This window comes from Bradyrhizobium sp. 132 (genome assembly GCF_023074185.1).
Classification (GTDB): Bacteria; Pseudomonadota; Alphaproteobacteria; order Rhizobiales; family Xanthobacteraceae; genus Bradyrhizobium.
On the sequence record NZ_JADPKY010000158.1, the window covers coordinates 210,739 to 234,198 of the forward strand.

The window sequence follows — 23,460 nt, forward strand, 5'->3', positions numbered from 1 at the left end:
GCCTTCCGTTCTGCAACAAGACTCAGGGATGCAACGCATCCAGCCGTTCCTTGGCCTCGCGAATGCCGCCTCTCTGTGCCTTGGCGTAGAGTTCTCGCGCCTTGACCGCTTCGCTGCGCGTTCCATAGGTACCCCAGGCCGACAAAACCGCAGGATCATATGTTTCCGCGAGCATGAAACTTGCTCGTGCAATGTCCTTCTCAACCGCGAGCTCAAGCACAATTCGCGCTGCACCAATATTTCCCTGATCGAGCAATTCCCTGGCGCGCGGGATCAATCTGGCCTCCACCTCGTTTTGCTCTGAAACTATCAGCGGCTCCGCTGAGGTCACTTTCACGTTCTGCGTCGTCGGCAAGATCGAGCCTGCAGGTGGTTGCTCCGGGCCGCGCTCATCGGGGCGCCCTGCCGATGCGTGGTCCCTCTCCCTGGCGTCGGCCCTGCTCCGCTCCTGCTGCAGCGACTGCCGCAAATCGGCGATCTCTCGGCCCGCTGCCAGTCCCTGCTGCGAAGCCGCATCGGCCGCCTCACGCAATTGCACGTTCCGGCTTTCGATTTCGCGGCGCATTTCGGTAAGCTTACTCGCCAGCGTAGCGGCGTGCGCTCTGGCTTCTTCGAGTGCGCGGCGTTGTTGTTCGGCGTCGGCCGTTACCGCTCGCGCCGCTTTGGCCTCTGCGACGAGAACGGCGCTCCTTTCCCGTTCCTGCTGCAGGGACTGCCGCAATTCCGCGATCTCCTGTCCCTTTAGATCGCTTTGCTCAGCTGCCGCACCATCCGGCGTGAGCGGTCCGCGAGGTATTCCGGCAAGTTCACTCGCGAGTGCCGCGGCGCGTGACTGTGCCTCGTGGCGTTGTTGCACAGCGGTCGCGGTCGCTGCTTGCGCGGCGTTCACCTGCTTCTCGAGCACGGCGCTCCTGTCCCGCTCCTTCTCCACTGACCGTCGCAGTTCTGCGATGTCCTGAGCCGCCGCATCTCTCTGCTGCGCAGCGATAGCCTCCGCGTCGCGCGATTGTTGGTTCCGCGTCTCGATCTCGCTGCGGGTTCCGGCGAGTTCGTCCACGAGCGCGGCGCTGTGAGCTTGCTCCTGTTGAAGCGATTGCCGCAGCCGCTCCGTGGCCATTTCAGCCGCCTGCGTGCGCTGGACCGCCTCGTCAAGCTCCTTGCGCGCCCCGGCCAGTTCGCTGGCGAGTGGATCTCTGCGGGGAGAATCGTCGACGAGCTGCTGCCCGCCCGTGCTTGCCGGCACCGCCAACACCGGGGCTCCAATCGTTTCTGGCTGAGGTGCTGCTTGCGAATTGGTCGCGATTTCCGCCTGCCGACCGAGGCTGACGACACTTTCGCCGTCGATGCGCGTCGCCTCCTGAGCCGTTCGCGCGTTGAATGGCTCGAACACACCGAGCAGGGTTGCTCCCACGAAGATTGCGACGATCAAGATCACAGCCGCCGCGAGCGAACTGCCTGACGGCTCATCCTCTGGATCGACATCCTCGGTTGCGGGATACCAATGGGTCGGCGCGATGTCGATCGGAGAGCCGTCCGTCCAAACCCATTTGCCCTCCTCGCACGACCAGTGGGCGGCCTCAACAGCCCCGGCCGCATCTTCCACCCAGATGTCTTCTCCGTTCCTCGGCGCAATATCAATTGGGCGGCGCATGCATCACGCCTCTTTCAATAACAACTACAATGGCGTGATTAATCGGCCTGGTCGCATGGTTTTGGTACTCATCGAATTAATTAATGTCATAGAATAAATAAGATAGCTGAATTGAATATATAACACATAATTTTAATGCAAAATCAAATTAAATTCTCCGCCGCTCCGGCTCGCCGCGCGGGGGTAGGGTTATCGCATATGGCGAGGACGGAGAGGAGGAAGTCGTTATTCCACCTCGCCTGCAGCAGCGGTGCCACATGCGATTCCCCTATGCCTGCGGGGAGGGCTGGGGAAGGGCTGCGGAAAGGGTGTTTCCGCAACGGGGTACCCCCTAGAGGATAAAACCCTCACCCGGCGCGCGGGACGATGCTTCGCATCGCCCGGGACGCGCCGACCTCTCCCGCAACCGGGAGAGGTGCACCACTTGCTGGGCGGCGTGCGCTGAACTCAGGCAAGAGGCGATCACGCCTCGCCGTCCTCCCACCCGATCTTGTTCTTCAAGAACCGGAAGCCGAGCACCTCGAAGCCGGCGCGCTCCTTGTTGTCCTTGCCGTAGCCGTGGCCGCCTGCTTCCGGTTCGTAGAACCAGGCTTCATAACCCATCGCCTGGAGCTTTGCCGCCATCTTGCGCGCATGCCCGGGATGGACGCGGTCGTCGCGCCGCGTGGTGGCGATCAGGATCGGCGGATAGGACTGGCCGGCTTTGACGTTGTGATAGGCGGAGTACGTCTTCAGCCAGTCCCACTCATCCGGCTTGTCAGGATCGCCATATTCCGCGATCCAGCTCGCGCCGGCGAGCAGCTTTGTGTAGCGGCGCATGTCGATCAGCGGGATCGTGCAGAACAGCGCGCCGAAACGTTCGGGGTATCGCACCAGCATGTTGGTGATGAGGATGCCGCCGTTCGATCCGCCCTGCGCGGCGATGCGCTTCGCCTTGGTCACGCCACGGCGGACGAGATCGGCGGCGACCGCGGCGAAATCGTCGTGCGACAGTTTCTTGCCGGCGAGCCGGCCGGCATCGTGCCAGCGTGTGCCGAATTCGCCGCCGCCGCGCAAATTCGCCTGCACCGTCGTGCCGCCGCGGTCCAGCCACAGCTTGCCGAGCGATGCGTTGTAATACGGCTTCACCGAGAGACCGAAGCCGCCATAGGCGCTCATATAGACCGGCGCATCGCCGCTCTCGCCGGCGGGGCCGGTCTGGACGTAGGGAATGCGCTCGCCGTCGATCGAGATCGCCTCGTGCTGGGTCACCACGAGGCCGTCGGCAGTGAAAATCTTCGGCGCCTGCTTCAACACAATCGGGCTCGCGACACCGCGCTCCATCAGCAGCAGCGACGGCGGCGTCAGCGGATCCTGCACATTGGCAAGCAGGTCGCCATTGCTCTCGGAGGGATGGCGGTCCAGTGGCCAGATGTCAACGACGCCGATCTGCGGCAGGCCGCCGAGTGACTCGCGGCTCCAGCTCGTGGCGGACGGCGTGCATATCTCGAATTGCGGCTGGAGTTCGTCGAGGATCGACAGCACCAGTCTGCCCCCGGCCCAGAACAGACCTTGCAGGGCGCGGCGTGGCTCCGGCTCGAACAGGACCGCGAAATCGCGGCTGCCGGCGAGGAATGCCGAGAGCGACATGCCGAGCACGGTGTCGGCGGCATAGGTTCTCCCATCGATCGACCAGGCTTCGCGCAGCTTCATCGCGAACCAGTCGCCATGCGCCTGCATCCAGATGCCGGTCGGCAGGTCGAGCTTCGTCGTCGTGCCGTCTGCATCGCGCAGCCAGATCGCATGATTGAAGAAGTCGATCTGGTCGACGAACCAGCTGCGTGGGACCGCGGCGGTGTCGTCGGCCATGCCGGACATGGCCATATGATCGGCCGTGGTCTCGATCATCATTTGCGCCTGATCGACAGGCTGGCCGCGCCGCCACAGGCGAACCGTCCGTGAATATCCCGAACTCGTCGCCATGCCTTCGCCATGGGCGCTCGACAGCAGCAGCGTGTCGGCATCGAGCCAATCGGCGCCGCCCTTGGCTTCCGGCAGCGCAAATCCGTCCTCAACGAAACTCTTGGTGTCGATGTCGAATTCGCGCAAGGTGACAGCGTCGCTGCCACCGCGCGACAGGCTCAAAATCGCCCGCGAGTTTCCCGGCTGTGTGGTGATGCCGCTCAGCAGCCAGTCCTCGCCTTCGCGCGCGGCGAGCTGGTCGACATCCAGCATGATCTCCCACGCTGGATGCGGTTTGCGAAACTCCGCAAGCGAAGTTTTCCGCCACAGGCCGCGCGGGTTTGTCGCGTCCTTCCAGAGATTGTGCAGGTCGTCGCCGCGCCGGCTGACATAGGGGATGTTGTCGGGACGATCGTAGATCGCCGCGAGGATGTCGCGATCGCGCTCAAAAGCCTTTCCGCCAAACGCGTCGAGCGTCAGGCTGTTCTGCCGCGCGACGAAATCGAGCGCCAGCTTGCCCTCGATCTCCTCCAGCCACAGCCAGGGATCGTCGTCGGGAGCACTGAGCGTAGGCCTGTCGTCGACGGACATGAACGAAACTCCTGAGATCGCGGCGGATAGGATTTGATCGAGCGCAAGCCGTCAAGAGCGCGGCCCATTATCATCGGCCCGATTGCGTCAGAGGCATGGCCTGCGCCCGTTTGCGCCGGTTGCCCGCCCTGGCGCGCCCCGCCATAGTGCCTGGAATCACCCGCCATAGTGCCTGGAATCAACAGGGTCGCTTGAAAGCCCCGTGAAAGCCTCTTGGGGCGGAAATGCCGATGTTAGACGTGACTGCAGCCAATGAGATCGCCGCCGACGCACGCGTGCGCGCCAATGTGGGGCGCCTTGCCGCCGCTCAGGCGCTGACCGGCGCCAATTCGGCGGTGATCTTCGCCACCGGCTCGATCGTCGGTGCGACGCTCGCACCCGACATGTCGCTCGCGACCGTGCCACTGTCGATGTATGTGCTGGGGCTTGCGGCCGGCACCTTGCCGACCGGCGCGATCTCGCGCCGCTTCGGTCGCCGCTGGGCGTTCATCATCGGCACGGGTCTGGGTACGCTCACCGGTCTGCTCGGCTCGTTCGCGATCCTGCAGGCCTCGTTCGCGCTGTTCTGTGTCGCAACCTTCCTCGGCGGTCTCTACGGCGCGGTGGCGCAATCCTATCGCTTCGCCGCCGCCGACGGCGCCAGCGCGGCGTACCGGCCCAAGGCGGTTTCCTGGGTGATGGCGGGCGGCGTGTTCGCCGGCGTGCTCGGTCCGCAGCTCGTGCAATGGACCATGGACGTCTGGCAGCCTTATCTGTTCGCCTTCAGCTTCCTGGTGCAGGCCGCGGTCGCGCTGGTCGCGATGAGCATCGTCGCCGGAGTCGACATGCCGAAGCCGGCGCCGGCCGATCTGCACGGCGGGCGTCCGCTGCTCGATATCGTGACCCAGCCACGCTTCATCGCGGCGGCGCTGTGCGGCGTCATCTCCTACCCCATGATGAATCTGGTGATGACCTCGGCGCCGCTCGCCATGAAGTTGTGCGGCCTGAGCCTTTCCGATTCCAATTTCGGCATTCAATGGCACATCGTCGCCATGTACGGGCCGAGCTTCTTCACGGGCGCGCTGATTGCGCGCTTCGGCGCGCCGAAGGTCGTTGCCGCCGGCTTGCTGCTGGAGGCCGGTGCGGCCGGCATCGGCCTGTCCGGCATCACCGCAATGCATTTCTGGGCGACGCTGATCGTGCTCGGTGTGGGGTGGAATTTCTCCTTCATCGGTGCTTCCGCGCTGGTGCTGGAGACGCACCGGCCGCAGGAGCGCAACAAGGTGCAGGCCTTCAACGATTTCCTGGTGTTCGGCATGATGGCGATCGGCTCGTTCTCGTCCGGCCAATTGCTCGCCAATTACGGCTGGTCCGCGGTGAACATGGTGGTGTTCCCACCGGTGCTGTTCGGCCTCGCCGTGCTTTCGTTCGCCTCCTTTGCCCGCCGCCGCAAGGCGCGGCTGGACGCGGCCATGGGTGAGCTCCCGGATGCGATTTAAGGTGGCAGGAGACTGTCAGCAGCGTTGATAGTTCGACCCGGGTCGAAGTGATTTTCGGGGCTTGGGTTGTTACATGATGCCCGTCATGAACATGCGGGCGTGAAGCGCGGCGCTCACGGGGAAACAAAGGACAAGCGCAAATGCTCGACAATCCCCGGCACGACGCATCCATCGACGAATCCTCTCTCAGTTACGAAGGCTGGCGCATCGTCGCGGTCTGTTTCCTGCTCGCGACCTTCGGCTGGGGCCTCGGCTTCTACAGCCAGAGCGTCTATGTCGCCGAGCTCCAGCGCGCGCGCGGCTGGTCGGCCTCGCTGATCTCATCCGGCACGACGTTCTTCTATCTGTTCGGCGCGCTGCTCGTCGTTTTCGTCGGCGAGGCCGTCAACAAGTACGGGCCGCGCCTCGGCCTGATCGCGGGCACGCTGGCGATGTCGGTCGCAGCGGTCGCGATCGGCGCGGTGCGCGAGCCGTGGCAGCTTTATCTCGCGAACGCCTTGCTCGCCTTCGGTTGGGCCGGCACCAGTCTGGCGATGATCACCAACACGATCAGCCTGTGGTTCGACCAGAAGCGCGGCATGGCGATCAGCCTGGCGCTGAACGGCGCAAGCTTCGGCGGCATCGTCGGCGTGCCGCTGCTGGTGACCTTGATCGGTCATATCGGCTTCGCCAGCGCGATGTTCACCGTCGCCGGCGCCATGCTGGCGCTGCTCGTGCCGGTGATCCTGATTGTCGTCGGCCATCCGCCCGATCTCCATGGTCGGCGTGCAGCGACGAAAGCAAAGCCGCAATCGTCGGCGCAGATCCGCGCCGGGGCGTTGCGCGACGTCGGCTTCCTCACCGTGACCATCGCGTTCGCGCTGGTGCTGTTCGCGCAGGTCGGCTTCATCGTCCACCTGATCTCGTTCCTCGATCCCGTGATCGGACGCGAGCGCGCCGCCGTGGCCGTCGCGGTGCTGACGGCGATGGCGGTGATCGGCCGGGTGCTGTTCTCGCTGGTGATCGACCGCCTCAACCAGCGGCTTGCGTCCGCGCTGTCGTTCCTGAGCCAGGCCGTGGCGCTTCTCGTCGTCATCAATTTGCACAATGATTACGTTCTGATCGCCGCCTGCGCGTTGTTCGGCTTCTCCGTCGGCAATCTCATCACGCTGCCGTCGCTGATCGTGCAGCAGGAATTCGACTCCGCCTCGTTCGGCGTGCTGATCAGCCTCAACACCGCGATCAACCAGGTGACCTACGCGTTCGGCCCTGGGATGGTCGGTTTCCTGCGCGACTTTTCGGGCGGCTATGCGCTTCCGTTCTATCTCTGCATCGCGCTGGAGGTGGTGGCGGCGGCGTTGATCATGGTGCGAGGCAGGTCGCATTCTGCGTCGTCATTGCGAGCGTAGCGAAGCAATCCAGAGTCTTCCGCAGAGGCAGCCTGGATTGCTTCGTCGCAAAGGGCTCCTCGCAATGACGAGAGTGCGAGAGCGTAGTTCACGCTTCGCGCTGCTTCAGCAGCTCTTCCAGGTCCAGCCGCTTCGTGACCATCGCAAGCTTTCCGTCCGGCCCGAACGGCCATTGCTCCCTGGGCCGGTCCCGATACAGCTCCACGCCATTCTGGTCGGGATCGCGCAAATACAGTGCCTCGCTGACGCCATGGTCGCTGGCGCCGTCCAGCGCAATGCCGGCCGAGAGCACGCGGTGCAGCGCATCCGCCAGCGCGGGCCGTGTCGGATAGAGGATCGCGGTGTGATAGAGACCGGTCGCATCAGGCGGCGGCGGCGAGCCGCCCTTGCTCTCCCAGGTATTGAGCCCGATGTGGTGGTGATAGCCGCCGGCCGAGATGAAGGCCGCGCCGGAGCCCATCCGCTGCATCAGCTCGAAGCCGAGCACGCCGCAATAGAAGCCGAGCGCGCGATCGAGATCGGCGACTTTGAGGTGAACGTGGCCGATCCTGGTGCCGGCATGGACGGCTGGGCTTTGCGACATGTGGCTGCTCCGTTGGTGAATTCCACATAAGGCGAGCCTCGGCACACCGCTACGGGGCTATTCCGAAACCCAGCGTTTCCGAATCGGCAATCAAGCCAGCTCCTGGACCTCGCCCTCCGGCAGCTCGAACTCAAACGTGTTCAGGGTCATCGACACCATTGTGTAATAGCCGCACAGTCCGATTACCTCGACGACGCCGCGCTCGCCGAGCACCTTCACCGCCTCGTCATAGAGGCCCTTCTCGACGCCGTGGCCCTCGTGCAATGACTTCGCGACGTCGTAGATCATCTTGCCCTTGGGATCGTCGAAGACGGGCGTGCGGCGGTCGCGGATGGCGTCGATGATCTCGGGCTTCATACCGCCCGCAAGCGCCAGGCGCTTGTGCGCATACCACTCGTAATGCGCTGTCCAGTGCCGCGCCGTCACCAGGATCGCGATCTCCGAAAGTTTCGCGGGGAAGATCGTGTCGTAGCGCAGGACCTCGCCGAGTCGCGTGGCGTGACGGGCCATGTCGGGGCTATTGAGCCAGGCCATCATCGGTGCCGGCGGCTTGCCGCGTTTGCCGGCAATCGACTCGTCATAGGTCTGCCGCTGGCTCTCGTTCATTTCGCCAGGCGAAAGAAGCTTCAGGCGCATTGTTGTTTCCTCTTTGTTTTCAAGCTCGCCGTGGCAGCGACTATAGCCGATGCGGGACGCGGAAGTGGTTGAATTCCACGAGGTGATGGCCCAGAGTCGCCGACAACAAGTCGTTTTTGATTGATGGAAACGCCCATGAGCGATGCTGAAAACGCCGATCTCGAAACATTCCGCAGCGAGACGCGCGCCTGGCTGGAAGCCAACTGCCCACCGGAAATGCGCAAGCCCGCGACCTCCGACGCCGACGTCTTCTGGGGCGGGCGTAACGCAAAGTTTGCATCCGAGCCGCAGCGCATCTGGTTCGAGCGCATGCGCGACAAGGGTTGGACCGTGCCGGACTGGCCGAAGGAATATGGCGGCGGTGGTCTCAGCGCTGCCGAACACAAGGTGCTGCGCGCGGAAATGGCCAAGCTGGGTGCGCGGCCGCCGCTGTCGAGTTTTGGCATCTGGATGCTCGGGCCGGCGCTTCTGAAATACGGCAACGACGCCCAGAAGAAGGAGCATCTGCCCAACATCGCCGCGGGCCTGATCCGCTGGTGCCAGGGCTATTCCGAGCCGAACGCCGGCTCCGATCTCGCTTCGCTTCAGACCCGTGCCGAGAGCGACGGCGATGATTTCGTCATCACCGGCCAGAAGATCTGGACGTCCTATGCCAACTACGCCGACTGGATCTTCTGCCTGGTGCGCACCGATTCCGCGGCAAAGAAACACGACGGCATCAGCTTCATCCTGTTCGACATGACCTCGAAGGGTGTCTCGACCAAGCCCATCCTTCTGATCTCCGGCTACTCGCCGTTCTGCGAGACCTTCTTCGACAATGTCCGCGTGCCGAAATCGCATGTGGTCGGCACCGTCAACCGCGGCTGGGACGTCGCAAAATATCTGCTTCAGCATGAGCGCGCGATGATATCAGGCATGGGCGAGCGCGGCGTCGGTCGTCCGCTCGGCCAGATCGCGGCGGATTCCGTCGGCACCGATGCGCTGGGACGGCTCGACGATCCCATGCTGCGCGGCCGGATCGCCAGCTTCGACGTCGACGAGGCCGCGCTCGCGGCCTGCGCCGAGCGCGCGGTCGACCTCGCCAAGGCGGGTCAGGCGCATCCGGCGTTCTCTTCGGCGATGAAATATTACGGCACCGAGCTCAACAAGCGTCGTTACGAGATTCTGATGTCGGCCGGCGGCGTCGAAGCGCTGGAATGGGACAGCGAGCGTTCGAAGCAAGGAGCTCGTCCGCGCGCCTGGCTGCGTACCAAGGCCAACTCGATCGAGGGCGGCACGACGGAGGTCATGCTCGGCATCGTCGCCAAGCGCATCCTCGATCTGCCGGGGGCGTAAGCGAAGTCCTCATCCCGAGGAGCGGCCGTCAGGCCGCGTCTCGAAGGATGGCCTGCACGGTTCGAGACGGCGCTGACGCGTCGCCTCACCATGAGGGTCACCACCGAATCAGCCGAACCGCACTGTGTTGGAGCTCACCATGGCCCTCGTCCTCACCGAAGAACAATCGATGCTCCGCGACAGCGCGCGCAGGCTGATCAGCGACAAGGCGCCGGTGTCGCATCTGCGCCATCTGCGTGACAGCAAAGACCCCACCGGCTTCTCCAGGGAGTTTTGGCATTCCTTCGCCGAGATGGGTTTTGCCGGCTTGCTGGTGCTGGAAGAGTTCGGCGGCAGCGGCCTCGGCTATGTCGAGGCCGGCGTGGTGATGGAGGAGATCGGCCGCACGCTGATGCCGTCGCCCTTCCTCGCCACCAGCGTGGTCGCGGCCTCGGCGCTGAACCGTGGCGGCAATGCCGCGCAGAAGTCGGAATATTTGCCGAAGATTTCCAATGGCTCGCTGCTCGCGACGCTCGCGGTCGACGAGGGCGCAAAGCATCGTCCGCTTCAGACCAGCCTTCAGGCCGTGCGTGCCGGTAACGGTTTCAGGCTCTCCGGCGCCAAGGCGCTGGTCGTCGACGGCCATGTCGCCGACCTCCTCATCGTCGCCGCGCGCACCGCGGGCGCCGCCGGCGAGCGCGAGGGGCTGACGCTGTTCCTGGTCAACCCCAAGGCCAAGCGCGTTGCGATCGAGCGCACCATCATGGTCGACGCGCACAACGCGGCGCGCATCGAGCTTGCCAATGTCGAAGTCGATGCCGACAGCGTGCTCGGCGAAGTCGACCAGGGTGCCGCGCTGCTCGACGGCGTGCTCGATATCGGCCGCGGCGCGGTCGCCTCCGAAATGGTGGGCTTGAGCGAAGAGGTGTTCAACCGCACGGTGGAATACCTGAAGAGCCGCAAGCAGTTCGGCAAGCTGATCGGCGAATTCCAGGCGCTGCAGCACCGCGCCGCCGAGCTCTATGTCGACATCGAGATCACCCGCGCCGCGACGATCAAGGCGCTTCAGGCGCTGGATACGGACGTTGCCAAGGCCGCCTCAGCCGTCGCAGTGGCAAAAGCCCGCGCCGGCACCACCGCCACGCGCGCGGTGCAGGAAGGCGTGCAGATGCACGGCGGCATGGGCATGACCGACCAGTTCGACATCGGCTTCTTCATGAAGCGCGCGCGTGTGTGCGAGGAATTGTTCGGGGACGCCAATTACCACACCGAGCAGTTGGCAAGGGCAAGAGGGTATTGAACTCCATCTCCTCATGGTGAGGAGCCGTGCTCTTGCGCGGCATCTCGAACCATGAAGGCCCGGCTGGGGCCTGCATCCTTCGAGACGCGCGTTCCGCGCTCCTCAGGATGAGGGGGAGAGAGCGCCACCCGTTACGTAGGTCGTCATGGCCGGGCTTGTCCCGGCCAGCTACGTTCTTAATGTGCCTCAAACGTAGATGCCCGGGACAAGCCCGGGCATGACGAATGAGGATGTGGCGCGAGCCCCGCTCCGCTCGCAATGACGGCGGATAGAGCTCCTTATCTCACCGGCGGCGCGTACTGCACGCCACCGGCATTCCACAGCTGGTTCATCCCGCGCGGGATCTTCAGCTTGGACTTCTCGCCGATATTGCGCTCGTACATCTCGCCGTAATTACCGACGTTGCGGATGATGCGGACGACCCAGTCCTTGGTGAGGCCGAGCTGCTCGCCGTAATTGCCCTCGGTGCCGACCAGTCGCATCACTTCCGGCTTCTTCGACTTCAGGGCCTCGTCGATGTTTTCCGAGGAGACGCCAAGCTCTTCGGCGTTGATCATCGCGTACAGCGTCCACTTCACGATCATCATCCAGTCGTCGTCGCGCTGGCGCACGACGGGGGCGAGCGGCTCCTTGGAGATCATGTCCGGCAGGATCATGTGGTCGCCGGGCTTCGACAGGTTGATCCGCAGCGCGTAGAGCTGGGAGACGTCGGCGCTCAGCGTGTCGCATTTGCCGGTGTCGTAGGCTTTCACGACGTCGTCCAGTTTGTCGAACTTCATCTCTTCGTACTTCATATTGTTCGCACGGAAGTAATCCGCGACGTTGAGCGCCGTGGTGGTCCCCGTCTGGACGCACACCTTGCTGCCGGTCAGGTCCAGTGCGGTCTCCTTGTTGCGCGCGCGCGGCAGCATGAAGCCTGCGCCGTCATAATAAGCGACCGCCGGGAAATAGAGGTCATATTCGAGTTCGCGCGCCATGCTCCAGGTCGAGTTGCGCGAGAGGATGTCCACTTTCCGGCTCTGCAATTCCTTGAAGCGCTCGCTGGCATCGAGCGCGACGAATTTCGCCTTGTTCGGATCGTTGAAGATCGCGGAGGCCACCGCACGGCAGAAATCGACGTCGAAGCCGGTCCAGTTGCCCTTGTCGTCGGGGATCGAAAACCCCGGCAGGCCCTTGTTGACGCCGCACAGCACTTCGCCGCGGCGCACGGTGCGCTTCAGCGTGCGGGTGTCGTAGAATTCATAGATGATGGCCAGGACGGCGACCAGCACGGCGACTGCGAGCCCGATCAGCAGGCCGCCTCGAAAAGTGCGCATCATGTTGCTCTCTCGAAAATATCGGGAAAAGGAATTTGGACGAAGCGGGAAGATCAGAGTTCGGGCTTCTGCCGGATCACCACCCTGGTGCCGACAGGGACGCGATCGTAGAGATCGGCGACGTCGTGGTTGACGAGCCGGAAGCAGCCCGAGGACACTTTGGTGCCGATCGTGTCGGGCCGATTGGTGCCGTGGATGCGGTAGACGGTGGTGCCGAGATACATGGCGCGCGCACCGAGCGGATTGCCGGGGCCGCCGGCCATGAAGCGCGGCAGATAGGGCTGGCGCTGGATCATCTCCGGCGGTGGCGTCCAGTCCGGCCACTCCTTCTTGTTGGTGATGTTCACTAGCCCCTGCCACTGAAAACCATCGCGGCCGACGCCGATGCCGTAGCGGATTGCGCGACCGCCGGGCTGCACCAGATAGAGATGCCGTTCGGCGGTCGAGATGATGAGGGTGCCGGGCGCTTCGGTGGTGCGGAAGTAGACGACCTGCTTCTGCCATTCCGGATCGAGCTGGTAGGCATCGTCGGCGACCAGGCCCGGCTCGTCGCCGCGGTCGGGCTGCTGGGCGTAGGCATGCGGGATGGCCAGGACCAGGCCGATCGCAGCCACAAACATCCCAGTCAGGCGACGAATATCCGTCATTTCAAGCTCTCCCCGCTGCCACAGCGCAAATCATCAGAAACCATCTGAACCCAGGGGCAGCTTCATGGCAAGTTGATGCTGCGCCCGGCTGGTATGTCACGAGAATGCTTTGGTTTTTTGGCGGAGCGCGGGCAATGCCACAAACGGGGCATGGCGCGAAAAGCAGTGAGCTGGGCGCGATGTGCTCCCTCCCCGCTTGCGGGGGAGGGTCGGGGAGAGGGTAGCTCCGCAGGAAGACTCCCCCAGAGGAGAGAACCCTCACCCGGCGCTCTGCGCCGACCTCTCCCGCAAGCGGGAGAGGTTAGAGCGAGCACGCGGCCAAATCACGTGAGCCGAAGGGCAACCTTGTTACTGGATCTGATTGCTCTCAGCCGCGATCCCGAGGCGCCGGACGATCTCGGCGCCTACGGCCCGGGCCTCAGGCCGCGAACCGATGCGCGGGCTGCGAAACCGTTGTCCTGAGAGCAACCGGATCACAACGATGCAGTGCTCGTCTTCCGACCGGCCGCGGCGCTCGACCGTGATCGTCTTCACCTGGCGCCCTTCAATATGGTCGGCGCGCAACGTGCCGTCGCCCCACAGGCGTTCGACGCGGATATCGCCTTGGCGGATGATCCAGAAAGCGCCGGTCACGAGATTGGCGTATCTGTGCACGGCGAAAGCGGCAATCGCGCCAACCGGCAGCAGCATCATGTCGACCGGCCCGGGCGACAGGCCACGCCAGAGCCTGTAGGCGTAGGGAACGGTACATAGCGCGACGACGATCAGTGCGACGATCCTTATGTCCCTCGTGGAAAACGGCTCGAGGGGGTCGCCGAGACGCATCTCGGGATTGCTGGCATCGAGCGGATTGACGGGGGACTCGACATCGGGAACGTCGAATTGTGCGGCGATCCGCGCCACCGTGTCGTGCACGTGGGTGACATCGGCGATCGGCGGGGATGTCAGGCGCTCCCCGGAGGCCAGCGTGAAGGCGAGCCGAAAGCGGGCTTTCGCCCTCTTGCTGCCGGGAACCTGCAATCCCCTGATGTCGTCTTTGGCGACGACCCGCGTCCGGAGTTTTCCGAACGGGCGCTGCTCTCCGATCAAGATCTCGTCCGCCGTGATGATCCACACCACCGCCGGCGCCAGCATGATGACGCCGACGAACGCTGCTCCCACGAGGAGCGCGACCACGGAGATGATCACTTCCAGGGTGTCGTGCGTGAACAGGCCCGGCGTGAAGCACAGCGCAACGGCGGCCGCAAAGCCGGCCATGACCAGCCGCTGCGCGATCGAGGCGCCTTCACGAAGGCGAATGTCGGTGCTGGTGCTGGCGTCGTCCATCGCGGGCGGCTGATTGCGTTGCCGCGAAACTCCACGGACGGGTCCGTGGAGTCAAGCAACAAGGGCGGGACCGCCGCAGCCCGGGCATCAGCTATTGGCGTTCAGCAGCTTTGCCACGGTGCGATCAATCTCGTCGTAGCGGCCTTCGCCCTCGTGCTGGAACACGATCTTGCCGTTCTGGTCGATGATGTATTGCGCCGGCCAATATCGGTTGCGGTACGCGTTCCAGGTCTTGGAATCATTGTCCTGCGCCACCGGATAGGTGATGCCGTGGCGCTTCAGTGCGGCCTGGACGTTGGAGGCCGAGCGCTCGAACGGGAATTCCGGCGTGTGCACGCCGACCACGACGAGGCCCTTGTCCTTGTATTTCGCATAGATTTCGGTGACGTGCGGCAGCGTGTTGACGCAGTTGACGCAGCCATAGGTCCAGAAGTCCACCAGCACGACCTTGCCGCGGAGATCGGCAATGTTCAGCGGTTTGGAGTTGAACCAGTTGTTGATGCCGGCGAAGTCGGGCGCGGCCTCCTGGCTGGCGGCAGCGGTGACGACAGGCACGGCGCGCGCGGCCTCGTCGCAGAAACGCGGGATGACGGCGCCGGTCACAGCGATGCCGATCAGTGCGGCGGAGACGGCGAGCAGTTTGAAAGTCATGGGATGAGTCCTCCGGTTGAGATGCGCGATGATCACAGGCCGATCTGGCCGGTGGGATAAAAGCCGGTGAGCCACGCCACGATCAGCGTGTCGTATTGGAAATAGGCGGCGAGGGCGAAGCCGATCACCACGACGCCAAAGCCCTGCTGAAGCCGTGGCGAGATGCGGGCGAGGCTGCGCACCCGCGTGGTCGCGGCCTGCCCGCCATAGGCGATCGCCAGCATCGGAATCGCCGCGCCGATCGCGTAGGCCACCAGCAACGTGCCGGCCCAGCCAAAATTCTTCGCGGTCGCGACCAGCGTCAGGATCGAGCCGAGCACCGGGCCCGCGCAGGGCGTCCAGACCAGGCCAAGCGTGGTGCCGAGCAAGAGCCCGCCGAGCGCGCCCTCGCGCTGCGTAGCGTTGGAATTGCCGAGATCGAGCCAGCCATTGAGCCGGATCGACAGCCATTCGAACGGCGCCGGCCACAGCATCAACAGACCGAAGCCGAGCAGCAGGATCGATGCCGCCTCGCGCAGCACGTTCGGATCGAAATCGAACAGCCGCGTGATTGCGCCGAGCAGCAACGCGGTCGCCGAGAACGAGATGACGAAGCCGAGCACGATCATCGCCGGCCGCAAGTGTCCCGCGCGCCCGATCGAGGCGCCGAGCAGGATCGGCAGCATCGGCAGCGTGCAGGGCGCGGCGATGGTGAGGACGCCGGCAAGGAGGGCGAAGGTGAGTTCGAGCATGGGGCACTCGTGATGGGGGTCACGAGAGGAGTTCGGGCGGGATGGGGCGGACGTTACGCGGCGTCACACGTTCGTGACGGGGAAGCCGTGGCCGCATCGGCGGTGTGCCCCCTCTCCCCGCAAGCGGGAGAGGCGGGAGCCCGTGGTTGGCCCCACAGACCCCCAAAACACAAAACGACCCGGAGGGGGGCATCCCGTCCGGGTCGTTGGAGGTCTTGGGAGGTTTAACGAAACCGTATGTGATCTTTATAGGAGGGAAGTTTTTCCGCCTGATGTTGTGCTTTGTTTCAATTGTTTCGTCCGCGGTAACACTTCCGTGTCCGGGATAGGGCCATTGCGAAATCCTATCTCTTTGAAATAATTCATCTTTAGGCAGCGAAACGCTCGACGCCGGCGCCCTTAAGCAACTCAGCCAGTTGCTTGCGGGCGTAGAACATGCGGGTCTTCACCGTGCTTTGCGGGATGCCGATGATCTGACCGACCTCCTCCACCGACTTCTCATGGTAGTAGACGAGGTTGATGATTTCGCGATGCGCGGGTGACAGTTTCTGAACGCAGGCGCGCAGGATGGCGCTGGTGTCGCTGCGGTCGAGCGAGGTCTCAGGCGTGTCGCAACCATCGGCGATCTGGCGCACGTCTTCCTGGTCGATGTCCTCGAAGCGCCGCTGGCGCATCGCGGTCAGCGCCTTGAAGCGGGCGATCGAGAGCAGCCAGGTCGAGACCTGCGAGCGGCCCTGGAATTGGCCGGCGGTCCGCCAGACATCCAGAAACACCTGGCTGACGAGGTCTTCCGCCGTGGTGGCGTCCCGCACGATCCGCAGGATGAAGCGGTAGACGCGCACACTGTGACGGCAATAAAGGATGTGCATGGACGTACGGTTGCCGTCGGCAATGCTTTCGAGAAGCATGTCGTCCGAGGTCGCCTGAGCGGCGATGATGCTCTGGCTGGCTTGGGCGTTGATGGCGATGACGTTCGGCATTGACCTGGCTCCCCGTAGCGCCGCAACCGAGCGGCGTTTCCTTCGAGCAAAGTGTTAATGAGCCAACGTTTCGGGACGTCTGCACGAAAAGAGGAAAATGGTTTCGTGCGCCGCCAAATTGTTTCGTCGGATAGGGTGCGACGAAACATTCGGGGCAAAAAGGCGTGGAATTTCAATATACGGAAAATACGGGGCGGGGGTTAGGGACGCTTGGAACGTATTTCGGGCCTTTGCGTTCGCTGTCGCCTCAACCCCGATGTCGTCCTGGCTTTCGCGAGGACGACACTCAAGCCTTCTCCCCGACCGGCGAGAACAAATAGCCGCCGCCGCGGATGGTGCGGATCACGGCGGGTTTTGTCGGATCGGGCTCGATCTTGCGGCGGATGCGCATGATGCGCAGATCGACGGCGCGGTCGAAGGCTTCGGCGTCGCGCGCGTTGGCCAATTCCAGCAGGCGCTCGCGCGACAGCACGCGCTTCGGGTTGGCCGCGAACACCTTCAACAGCCCGAACTCGGATGCGGTCAGCGGATGCTCGTTGCCCTCGTCGTCGCGCAAGGCCTGCGCTTCGAGATCGAGCCACTTTGTCCCGAACCGTACCAATTGCTCCTTGTCCGATTTCGCAGCCGCCGCTTCCGCCGCCACGGCTTTCACCGGCGTGCTCCGGCGCAGCACCGAGCGGATGCGCGCCATCAGCTCACGCAGCTCGCACGGCTTTGCCACGTAATCGTCGGCGCCGAGCTCGAGGCCGACGACACGGTCGATCGGGCTCGCCGTCGCGGTGAGCATGATCACCGGCACGTTGATGCGGCTCTTGAGGTCGCGGATGATCGAGAGCCCGTCTTCCTCGGGCATGTTGAGGTCGAGCACGACGAGGTCGGGCATGCTGCCGTCGATCGCGGTGCGCAACGACTTGCCGCCGTCGCACAGCGTCACGGTGAAGCCGTGCATCTTGAGGTAATCGCCGACCATCTCCCGGGCCGGGGCCTCGTCATCGACAATCATGATGTGCTGGCTTTGGGTCATGGTCTTGAAATCACGGGATTTCTGTCGCGGGGAGGGTGATGGTGAAGGTCGAGCCCTTGCCGGGGCCCTCGCTCTCGGCGGTCACTTCGCCGCCATGCATGTCGATAATACGCTTGACGATGGACAACCCAAGCCCCGTCGAGCTCTCGCCGGCGGTCGGTTTTGCGGACAGCCGCTGGAACCGGCCGAACAGGCGGCCGAGATCCTCCGGCGACAGGCCGGCGCCCTCGTCGCTGACGCGGACGATGGTGTCGCCGCCCTCATGGCTGACGGCGACATCGATCTTGCCGCCGATCGGTGAGTATTTGATCGCGTTGCTGATGAGATTGTCGATCGCCTCGCGGATGCGGTCGGTGTCGCACATGGTGACGATGTTGGCCGGCGCGATGACGCTGATCGCCTGCTGCTTGTTGACCGCGAGCGGATGGTTGGCCTCGGCGACCTCCTTGACCAGGGCCGCAACGTCGACCGGCTCGCGGCGGATGGTGATGTCGAAGGCATCGGCCATCGCATCCGAGATCAGATGGTCGACCATCGTGGTCAGGCGCTTCGTCGCATCGCGGATGTGATCGACCTGGGCGACCACGCCGCTTGACGACGCGCCGGTCGAGATCAGCTCCTTCAGCATCTCGGTGCGGCCGAGGATGACGCCGAGCGGGTTCTTCAGATCATGTGCGACGGTGCCGAGAATCTCGTTCTTGAAGCCGTTGGCGCGCTGCAGCCGCAGCCATTGCGCCGAGAGGCGGCGGTTGGCCTGCATCAGCGCCCGGGTGCGCTGGGCGACGCGGTCTTCCAGCTGGGTGTTGGCGGCCTGGAGCTGCTGGTAGAGGATGACGTTGTCGAAGGCGATCGAGAGCCGGCTGGAGAATATCTCGACCAGCGAGCGGTCGGTCTCCGACAGCTCGCGCTCGGCCTGGAGCAGCACAACGACCTCGCGGCCGCTTCCGGTGCGCAAATAGATCACGCTGCGGTGGTCGGCGAACTCGTTCTTGCGGCGCTGGAACGCGTCCTCCACCATCTGGCGCAGCTCGGGGTCGAGCGCCTTCGAGGTGGTCATGCCGATGAAGCGGCTGTAGCAGCCGCTGCCGGCGAGCACCGAGAGCTCGGGGTCGATGCCGCCATTGTCGCGCAAAACCAGTATACCGGCGCAATCGACATTGAGCAGCGAGGCGAGCTGGGTCAGCACGCCCTCGGCGAGCCGCTGCATCGACTTGAAATCGTACAGCGTCGAGGCGGCGTCGATGATGATCTCGAGCCCGCGCCGGGTCTGCAGCATGCGCTCGAGCTGCTGGTAGGAGCGCAGCGCCGCGGTCAGCGAGGTGAACAGCTTGTCGGCGGTGAGCTCGGTCTTGGCCTTGTAGTCGTTGATGTCGTACTGCACGATCACGCGCCGCTCGGGCGCCTGGCCGGGCTGCCCGGTGCGCAGGATGATGCGCACGGTCTCGTTCTTGAGCTCGTTGCGGATGTACTCGACCAGGTCGAGGCCGGCGACGTCGGTTTCCATGATGACGTCGAGCAGCACGGCGGCGATGTCGCTGTGCGCGGCCATCAGCTTGCGACCTTCCGCCGCGGAATGGGCAGAGAGGATCTCCAGGCCCTGGCCGTTGAGACTGTAGTCCGACAGCGCGAAGCGGGTGCCGTCATGCACGGCCTGATCGTCGTCGATGACGGCGATCTTCCATTTCCGGGCGTCAACATCCTCCGACGCGGTACCGGTGTCGTCGATCAGGTGGAGGACATCGTCCTGTTCGGCCATTGAGAAGTCCCGTCAGTCTCTGTGCTTTGCGCGCCGCCCCTGGCGACCCGGGGCATGATAATGCGAAATGTAGTGCCTTGTCCCAGCTTGGATTCCAGCATCATGCGACCGCCGAGCTGCTGGGTGACGAGGTTATAGACGATATGGAGGCCGAGTCCCGTGCCACCTTCATTGCGCCTTGTGGTAAAAAATGGGTCAAAGGCCTGGCGCTGCACGTCGGAGGTCATGCCGGCCCCGTCATCGGTGAAGATGATCTCGACGTCGTCGGCCCCGCGGGGCCGCGCCGAGATCGTGATCGTGCCGGCACGGCCGTCGGCAAAGGCGTGGTTGGCGGCGTTGAGGAAGAGGTTGGTCAGGATCTGGCCGTAGGAGCCGGGATAACCGTCGAGCAGCAGCCCCTCGGGCATGTCGACATGGAGCGTGATCGGCGACCGCTTCAGCACCGGGCGCAGGCTCGCGATGATCTGGTCGGTGGCTTCGCTCAAGGAGAATTGCCGCCGCTCGGCATGGGAGCGGTCGACCGCGACCTGCTTGAACGACTGGATCAGTTCGCCGGCGCGCTGCAGGTTGGCGACCAGCTGCTGCGAGGCGTCGCGCGAGGATTGCACGAATTCTTCGAGCTGCGACCGGCGCAGGCCGCCTTCGCCCTTGAGCTGGGCCTCGAAGATCTCGGTGCGCCGGGCGAAGCTGGACGCGACGGTCAGGCTGATGCCGATGGGGTTGTTGACCTCGTGGGCGACGCCGGCGACGAGGCCGCCGAGGGCTGCGAGCCGCTCGGCGTCGATCAGATTCTGCTGCGCGGTGTTGAGCTCGAGCAGCGCGCTCTCGGCCTTCTCTTTGGATGCGCGCAGCTCGTCCTCGGTCTCGCGCTTGGCAATCGCGTTTTCGCGGAATACTTCCACCGCGCGCGCCATGGCGCCGACTTCGTCGCGCGCGCGCGTGCCCTGCACCTCGCGGCCGAGGTCGCCGAGCGTAATCGCGCGCATCGCAGCCATGATCTGCTGCAGCGGCAGCCGGATCGACAGCGCGATCAGCACGCCGGCGGTGAGGATGATGCCGAGGAAGATCACGGCGATGGAAAGAACACGCCGCGAAATGTCCGCGAGCGTCCGGTCGAACGTCTCCTGCGCCTTCTGCTCGCGCTGGCGCATCTTGGTGGAGAGGTCGTCGATGGCGCCGATCGCCTCGGCCTGGTTGGCGTCGATGGTGTTGCGCAGCAGCTCGGTGCGGCTCGTGAGCTGTTCGGAGAGCTTTGCAAAGCCTTCGCGCAGCGCGGCGGTGCGGGTCCCGAGCTTTTGCAGCGCCATGCGCTGGAGATCGTTTTCGGCGAGATCGATCATGACCGGGATGGTTGTCTCGATCGTCTCGGTGTTGCGCCGCGCCTCGTCGGCTGCGGCCGGTGACAGCGACAGATAGTAGGAATTGGCCGCGACCAGCATCGCGGTGAAGGCCTCGCGCGACTTGCCGAGCGAAGGCCAGATCAGCGCGTCGCGATGGCCGGTGGCGCCTTCGATGATGGAGTAGAGGCCGGCCATGTCCCTGGCGGGTCCCTGCACCTGATCCTCGTAGGTCCTGGCGATGGTGACCTGCACGCTGCGCAGTTCGCCAAAGCCGTTGAGAAAGCGGTCGGTGGTACGCTCCAGCTCCTCGACCGAGCCCGACAGCATCGGGTCGTTGGCGGCGCGGTTGGTCAGCGTACCCAGCACCGCCTCGCGCAGCAGCAGGATCTCGGCGAACAGATCCGGGCTCGGCTGGTTGATGTAGCGGTGGATCAGATTGTGCAGCCGCCCGGTCTCGCTTTCGAGCAGCGCCAGAATCCGGTCGGACTCGCGCACCTGGCGCACGTCGTCCCAGGCCGAGCCGAGCACCTGCGAGCCGTTCCAGATCAGCGCGACCAGCACCACCACCACGGCGGAATTCAGCGCCGCGATCGACAGGATGCGCCAGCGGATCGGCACCGCCCGGAGCCCACCGAGGAGCCGCGCGCGCAGCCGCCCGATCGGGCCGGGCGGCCTGTCTGCGTGCTCGCTGTGTCCAAGCCCGGGCAAGAGGCTTCACTCCACCTTGCGAATGCGTTCGATCAGCGCGGTCGCGGCGGGATCGTCGGCGGTCCTCGCGTAGGCCACGCTCTTCACCGGGCGGCGCGCGCCGGAATCGCAGAGGGTGAGGCCGACCAAGCCGCAGGGCTCGAAACTGCCGAGGGTCTCGCTGCCGATAGGGCCGTCCAGCACCTTCCGCATGTGCTCGATGGACCGGAACAGGATCTCGTGCCGGCCGCCTCTGCGCTCGGCGATCAGGGCGCCCATGTAGCGCAGCGCCTGCACGATCAGATAATCCTCGGTCTGGGTGTCGGCCGCGCGGAATTCACGCGCAACGGCGCTCGTCGCGCAGATGGCGATCACAAGCGCGACGAAAACCACCCCGGTCCGCGAGAGTTCGGCACGGTTCAACACTGGCACACTCAACCCCTCAGTGGTGGAGTCTATGGCGGGAGGAAAAGGTTCAATGCAATCTAGCAGATGGTCGGGGTAGGCCCATCCCGCCCGGCGCAGCCGCGTGATTGTGCGCGGCGCGGCCGGCGCGCATTCCCGGTTGAAACCGCAAATGCCGCGCCTTAAGCAGGGACAGCCGCCTTTCGTCGTGCGGCACGGGAAGAGCCATCGTGACTTCAGCATCGCGCCTTTTGCGGTTCGCCGCCGCCTTTGCGGCTCTCTCATTGGCCGCGCCGGTGCGTGCCGCCACCGACATCGCGTGGTGGCACGCTATGTCCGGCGAGCTCGGCCGGCAGCTCGAGAAGCTCGCCTCCGACTTCAACGCCTCGCAGCCGGACTATCGCGTCGTGCCAACTTACAAGGGCAATTACACCGAGACGGTGACGGCAGCGATCTTCGCCTTCCGCTCGCGCAGCCAGCCCGCGATCGTTCAGGTCAACGAGGTCGCCACCGCCACCATGACCGCGGCGAAGGGCGCGATCTATCCCGTGTTCAGTCTGATGCGGGACATGAACGAGCCGTTCTCGCTGGGCGATTACCTTCCCGCCGTCTCCGGCTACTACACCGATGCGGCCGGCAATCTGTTGTCCTTCCCGTTCAATTCGTCGACGCCGATCCTCTATTACAACAAGACCATGTTCCGCGATGCAGGGCTCGATCCGGAGACGCCGCCGAAAACCTGGCCGGAGCTCGGCGCTGCTGCAAAACGCCTGCGCGATCGCGGTGCGGTGTGCGGCTTCACCACATCCTGGCCGTCCTGGATCCATGTCGAGAACTTTTCGGCGTTTCACAATCTGCCGCTGGCGACCCGGGCCAACGGCTTTGCCGCGCTGGATGCCGAGCTGACCGTCAACAATCCGGTCGTCGTCAAACACGTTGCCCAACTTGTCGAATGGCAAAAGACAAAACTGTTCGATTATAGCGGCCGCGGCCAATCGGCCGAGCCGCGCTTCCAGAACGGCGAATGCGGCATCTTCATCGGCTCCTCGGCGACGCGGGCCGACATCAAGGCGAATTCGAAATTCGACATCGGCTACGGCATGATGCCGTATTGGCCCGACGTGAAGGGCGCGCCGCAGAACTCGATCATCGGCGGCGCTACATTGTGGGTGCTGCGCGACCGCCCGCGCGAGGAATACAAGGGCGTGGCGCGGTTCTTCGCCTATCTGTCGCAGCCCGGCGTGCAGGCCGCCTGGCACCAGAACACCGGCTATCTGCCTGTTACCCGCGCCGCTTTCGAGCTGACGCGCGCGCAAGGTTTTTACGAGCGCAATCGGGGCTCGGCGATCTCATTCGAGGAGATCACGCTGCATCCCCCGACGGAGAATTCGAAGGGCATCCGGCTCGGCTCCTTCGTGCTGATCCGCGGCGCGATCGAGGACGAGCTGGAGCAGGCCTTTGCCGGCCACAAGAGCGCGCAAGGTGCGCTCGATTCCGCGGTCGAACGCGGCAACAAGCTGCTGCGCCAGTTCGAGCGCGCCAGCCCGGATAGGTAGAGTCTTGAGATTGGACCTTTCGGCAGCCGCGAAGGAGGCGCGCTCCCTCTCCCGCTTGCGGGCTATCGAATTCACACATATTGCGGAGGAATTTGATTGCTGATTCCGTGAGTTGAGTGATGATTCGCGGGAGCGAGCGATGTCTGGGATGGATTACGG

Annotated in this window: 18 protein-coding genes and 1 pseudogene; 5 read left to right on the forward strand and 14 right to left on the reverse strand. The window is 64.3% G+C overall.

Annotated elements, in window-relative coordinates:
- Nucleotides 1-22: 22 nt before the first annotated feature.
- Together IVA74_RS34770 and IVA74_RS34775 are read right to left on the reverse strand one after the other, a co-directional pair.
- A complete protein-coding gene (locus IVA74_RS34770; protein ID WP_247351831.1) occupies nucleotides 23-1,651 on the reverse strand; it encodes a hypothetical protein in 1,629 nt (542 codons plus the stop codon).
- A 462-nt stretch (nucleotides 1,652-2,113) separates the two neighbouring features.
- Nucleotides 2,114-4,183 (reverse strand): prolyl oligopeptidase family serine peptidase, encoded by a 2,070-nt coding sequence (locus tag IVA74_RS34775; RefSeq protein ID WP_247351833.1) that lies wholly within the window; start codon nucleotides 4,181-4,183, stop codon nucleotides 2,114-2,116.
- Between the two features lie 230 nt (nucleotides 4,184-4,413).
- On the opposite strand from IVA74_RS34775, the gene IVA74_RS34780 reads away from it, so the two are divergent.
- Both IVA74_RS34780 and IVA74_RS34785 read left to right on the forward strand, forming a co-directional pair.
- Nucleotides 4,414-5,661, forward strand: a complete 1,248-nt coding sequence (locus IVA74_RS34780; protein ID WP_247351835.1) for an MFS transporter — start codon at nucleotides 4,414-4,416, stop codon at nucleotides 5,659-5,661.
- A 140-nt stretch (nucleotides 5,662-5,801) separates the two neighbouring features.
- On the forward strand, nucleotides 5,802-7,049 hold the full coding sequence (locus tag IVA74_RS34785) for an MFS transporter (protein ID WP_247351836.1): 1,248 nt from the start codon (nucleotides 5,802-5,804) through the stop codon (nucleotides 7,047-7,049).
- Between the two features lie 88 nt (nucleotides 7,050-7,137).
- Here IVA74_RS34785 and IVA74_RS34790 read toward each other — a convergent pair whose 3' ends face one another.
- On the reverse strand, nucleotides 7,138-7,632 hold the full coding sequence (locus IVA74_RS34790) for a VOC family protein (RefSeq protein WP_247351838.1): 495 nt from the start codon (nucleotides 7,630-7,632) through the stop codon (nucleotides 7,138-7,140).
- 90 nt (nucleotides 7,633-7,722) lie between these two features.
- Nucleotides 7,723-8,268, reverse strand: a complete 546-nt coding sequence (locus IVA74_RS34795; RefSeq protein ID WP_247351840.1) for a carboxymuconolactone decarboxylase family protein — start codon at nucleotides 8,266-8,268, stop codon at nucleotides 7,723-7,725.
- Between the two features lie 135 nt (nucleotides 8,269-8,403).
- Here IVA74_RS34795 and IVA74_RS34800 point away from each other — a divergent pair, with 135 nt between their 5' ends.
- Complete coding sequence (locus tag IVA74_RS34800; RefSeq protein WP_247351842.1) at nucleotides 8,404-9,603, forward strand: acyl-CoA dehydrogenase family protein; 1,200 nt, start codon at nucleotides 8,404-8,406, stop codon at nucleotides 9,601-9,603.
- A 139-nt stretch (nucleotides 9,604-9,742) separates the two neighbouring features.
- Complete coding sequence (locus tag IVA74_RS34805; protein ID WP_247351843.1) at nucleotides 9,743-10,882, forward strand: acyl-CoA dehydrogenase; 1,140 nt, start codon at nucleotides 9,743-9,745, stop codon at nucleotides 10,880-10,882.
- Between the two features lie 278 nt (nucleotides 10,883-11,160).
- Here IVA74_RS34805 and IVA74_RS34810 read toward each other — a convergent pair whose 3' ends face one another.
- The 10 genes and pseudogenes from IVA74_RS34810 to IVA74_RS34855 form a co-directional block, all read right to left on the reverse strand.
- A complete protein-coding gene (locus IVA74_RS34810) occupies nucleotides 11,161-12,198 on the reverse strand; it encodes an amino acid ABC transporter substrate-binding protein (RefSeq protein WP_247351867.1) in 1,038 nt (345 codons plus the stop codon).
- Between the two features lie 53 nt (nucleotides 12,199-12,251).
- On the reverse strand, nucleotides 12,252-12,845 hold the full coding sequence (locus tag IVA74_RS34815; protein WP_247351845.1) for a L,D-transpeptidase: 594 nt from the start codon (nucleotides 12,843-12,845) through the stop codon (nucleotides 12,252-12,254).
- A gap of 348 nt (nucleotides 12,846-13,193) precedes the next feature.
- A complete protein-coding gene (locus tag IVA74_RS34820; RefSeq protein WP_247351847.1) occupies nucleotides 13,194-14,171 on the reverse strand; it encodes a hypothetical protein in 978 nt (325 codons plus the stop codon).
- Nucleotides 14,172-14,258: 87 nt separating this feature from the next.
- Nucleotides 14,259-14,822: a thioredoxin family protein gene (locus tag IVA74_RS34825; protein WP_247351849.1), complete on the reverse strand. Its 564-nt coding sequence runs from the start codon at nucleotides 14,820-14,822 to the stop codon at nucleotides 14,259-14,261.
- Nucleotides 14,823-14,854: 32 nt separating this feature from the next.
- Entirely contained in the window at nucleotides 14,855-15,553 is a 699-nt protein-coding gene (locus IVA74_RS34830) for a cytochrome c biogenesis protein CcdA (RefSeq protein ID WP_247351851.1), read from the reverse strand.
- A 368-nt stretch (nucleotides 15,554-15,921) separates the two neighbouring features.
- The gene (locus IVA74_RS34835; RefSeq protein ID WP_247351852.1) at nucleotides 15,922-16,533 is read right to left on the reverse strand and encodes a sigma-70 family RNA polymerase sigma factor; all 612 of its coding nucleotides are present in this window, start codon (nucleotides 16,531-16,533) and stop codon (nucleotides 15,922-15,924) included.
- 286 nt (nucleotides 16,534-16,819) lie between these two features.
- Complete coding sequence (locus tag IVA74_RS34840; protein WP_247351854.1) at nucleotides 16,820-17,557, reverse strand: response regulator; 738 nt, start codon at nucleotides 17,555-17,557, stop codon at nucleotides 16,820-16,822.
- 10 nt (nucleotides 17,558-17,567) lie between these two features.
- Nucleotides 17,568-19,313: a DUF3369 domain-containing protein gene (locus tag IVA74_RS34845; RefSeq protein ID WP_247351856.1), complete on the reverse strand. Its 1,746-nt coding sequence runs from the start codon at nucleotides 19,311-19,313 to the stop codon at nucleotides 17,568-17,570.
- On the reverse strand, nucleotides 19,283-21,313 hold the full coding sequence (locus tag IVA74_RS34850) for an ATP-binding protein (protein WP_247351869.1): 2,031 nt from the start codon (nucleotides 21,311-21,313) through the stop codon (nucleotides 19,283-19,285). Before IVA74_RS34850 ends, IVA74_RS34845 begins: the two co-directional genes overlap by 31 nt.
- Nucleotides 21,314-21,433: 120 nt before the next feature.
- Nucleotides 21,434-21,772, reverse strand: a pseudogene (locus tag IVA74_RS34855) (TRAP transporter substrate-binding protein); the annotation flags it as partial.
- A gap of 203 nt (nucleotides 21,773-21,975) precedes the next feature.
- Between IVA74_RS34855 and ugpB the strand changes: the two are divergent.
- Nucleotides 21,976-23,301 (forward strand): sn-glycerol-3-phosphate ABC transporter substrate-binding protein UgpB, encoded by a 1,326-nt coding sequence (gene ugpB / locus IVA74_RS34860; RefSeq protein WP_247351860.1) that lies wholly within the window; start codon nucleotides 21,976-21,978, stop codon nucleotides 23,299-23,301.
- Nucleotides 23,302-23,460 lie beyond the last annotated feature (159 nt).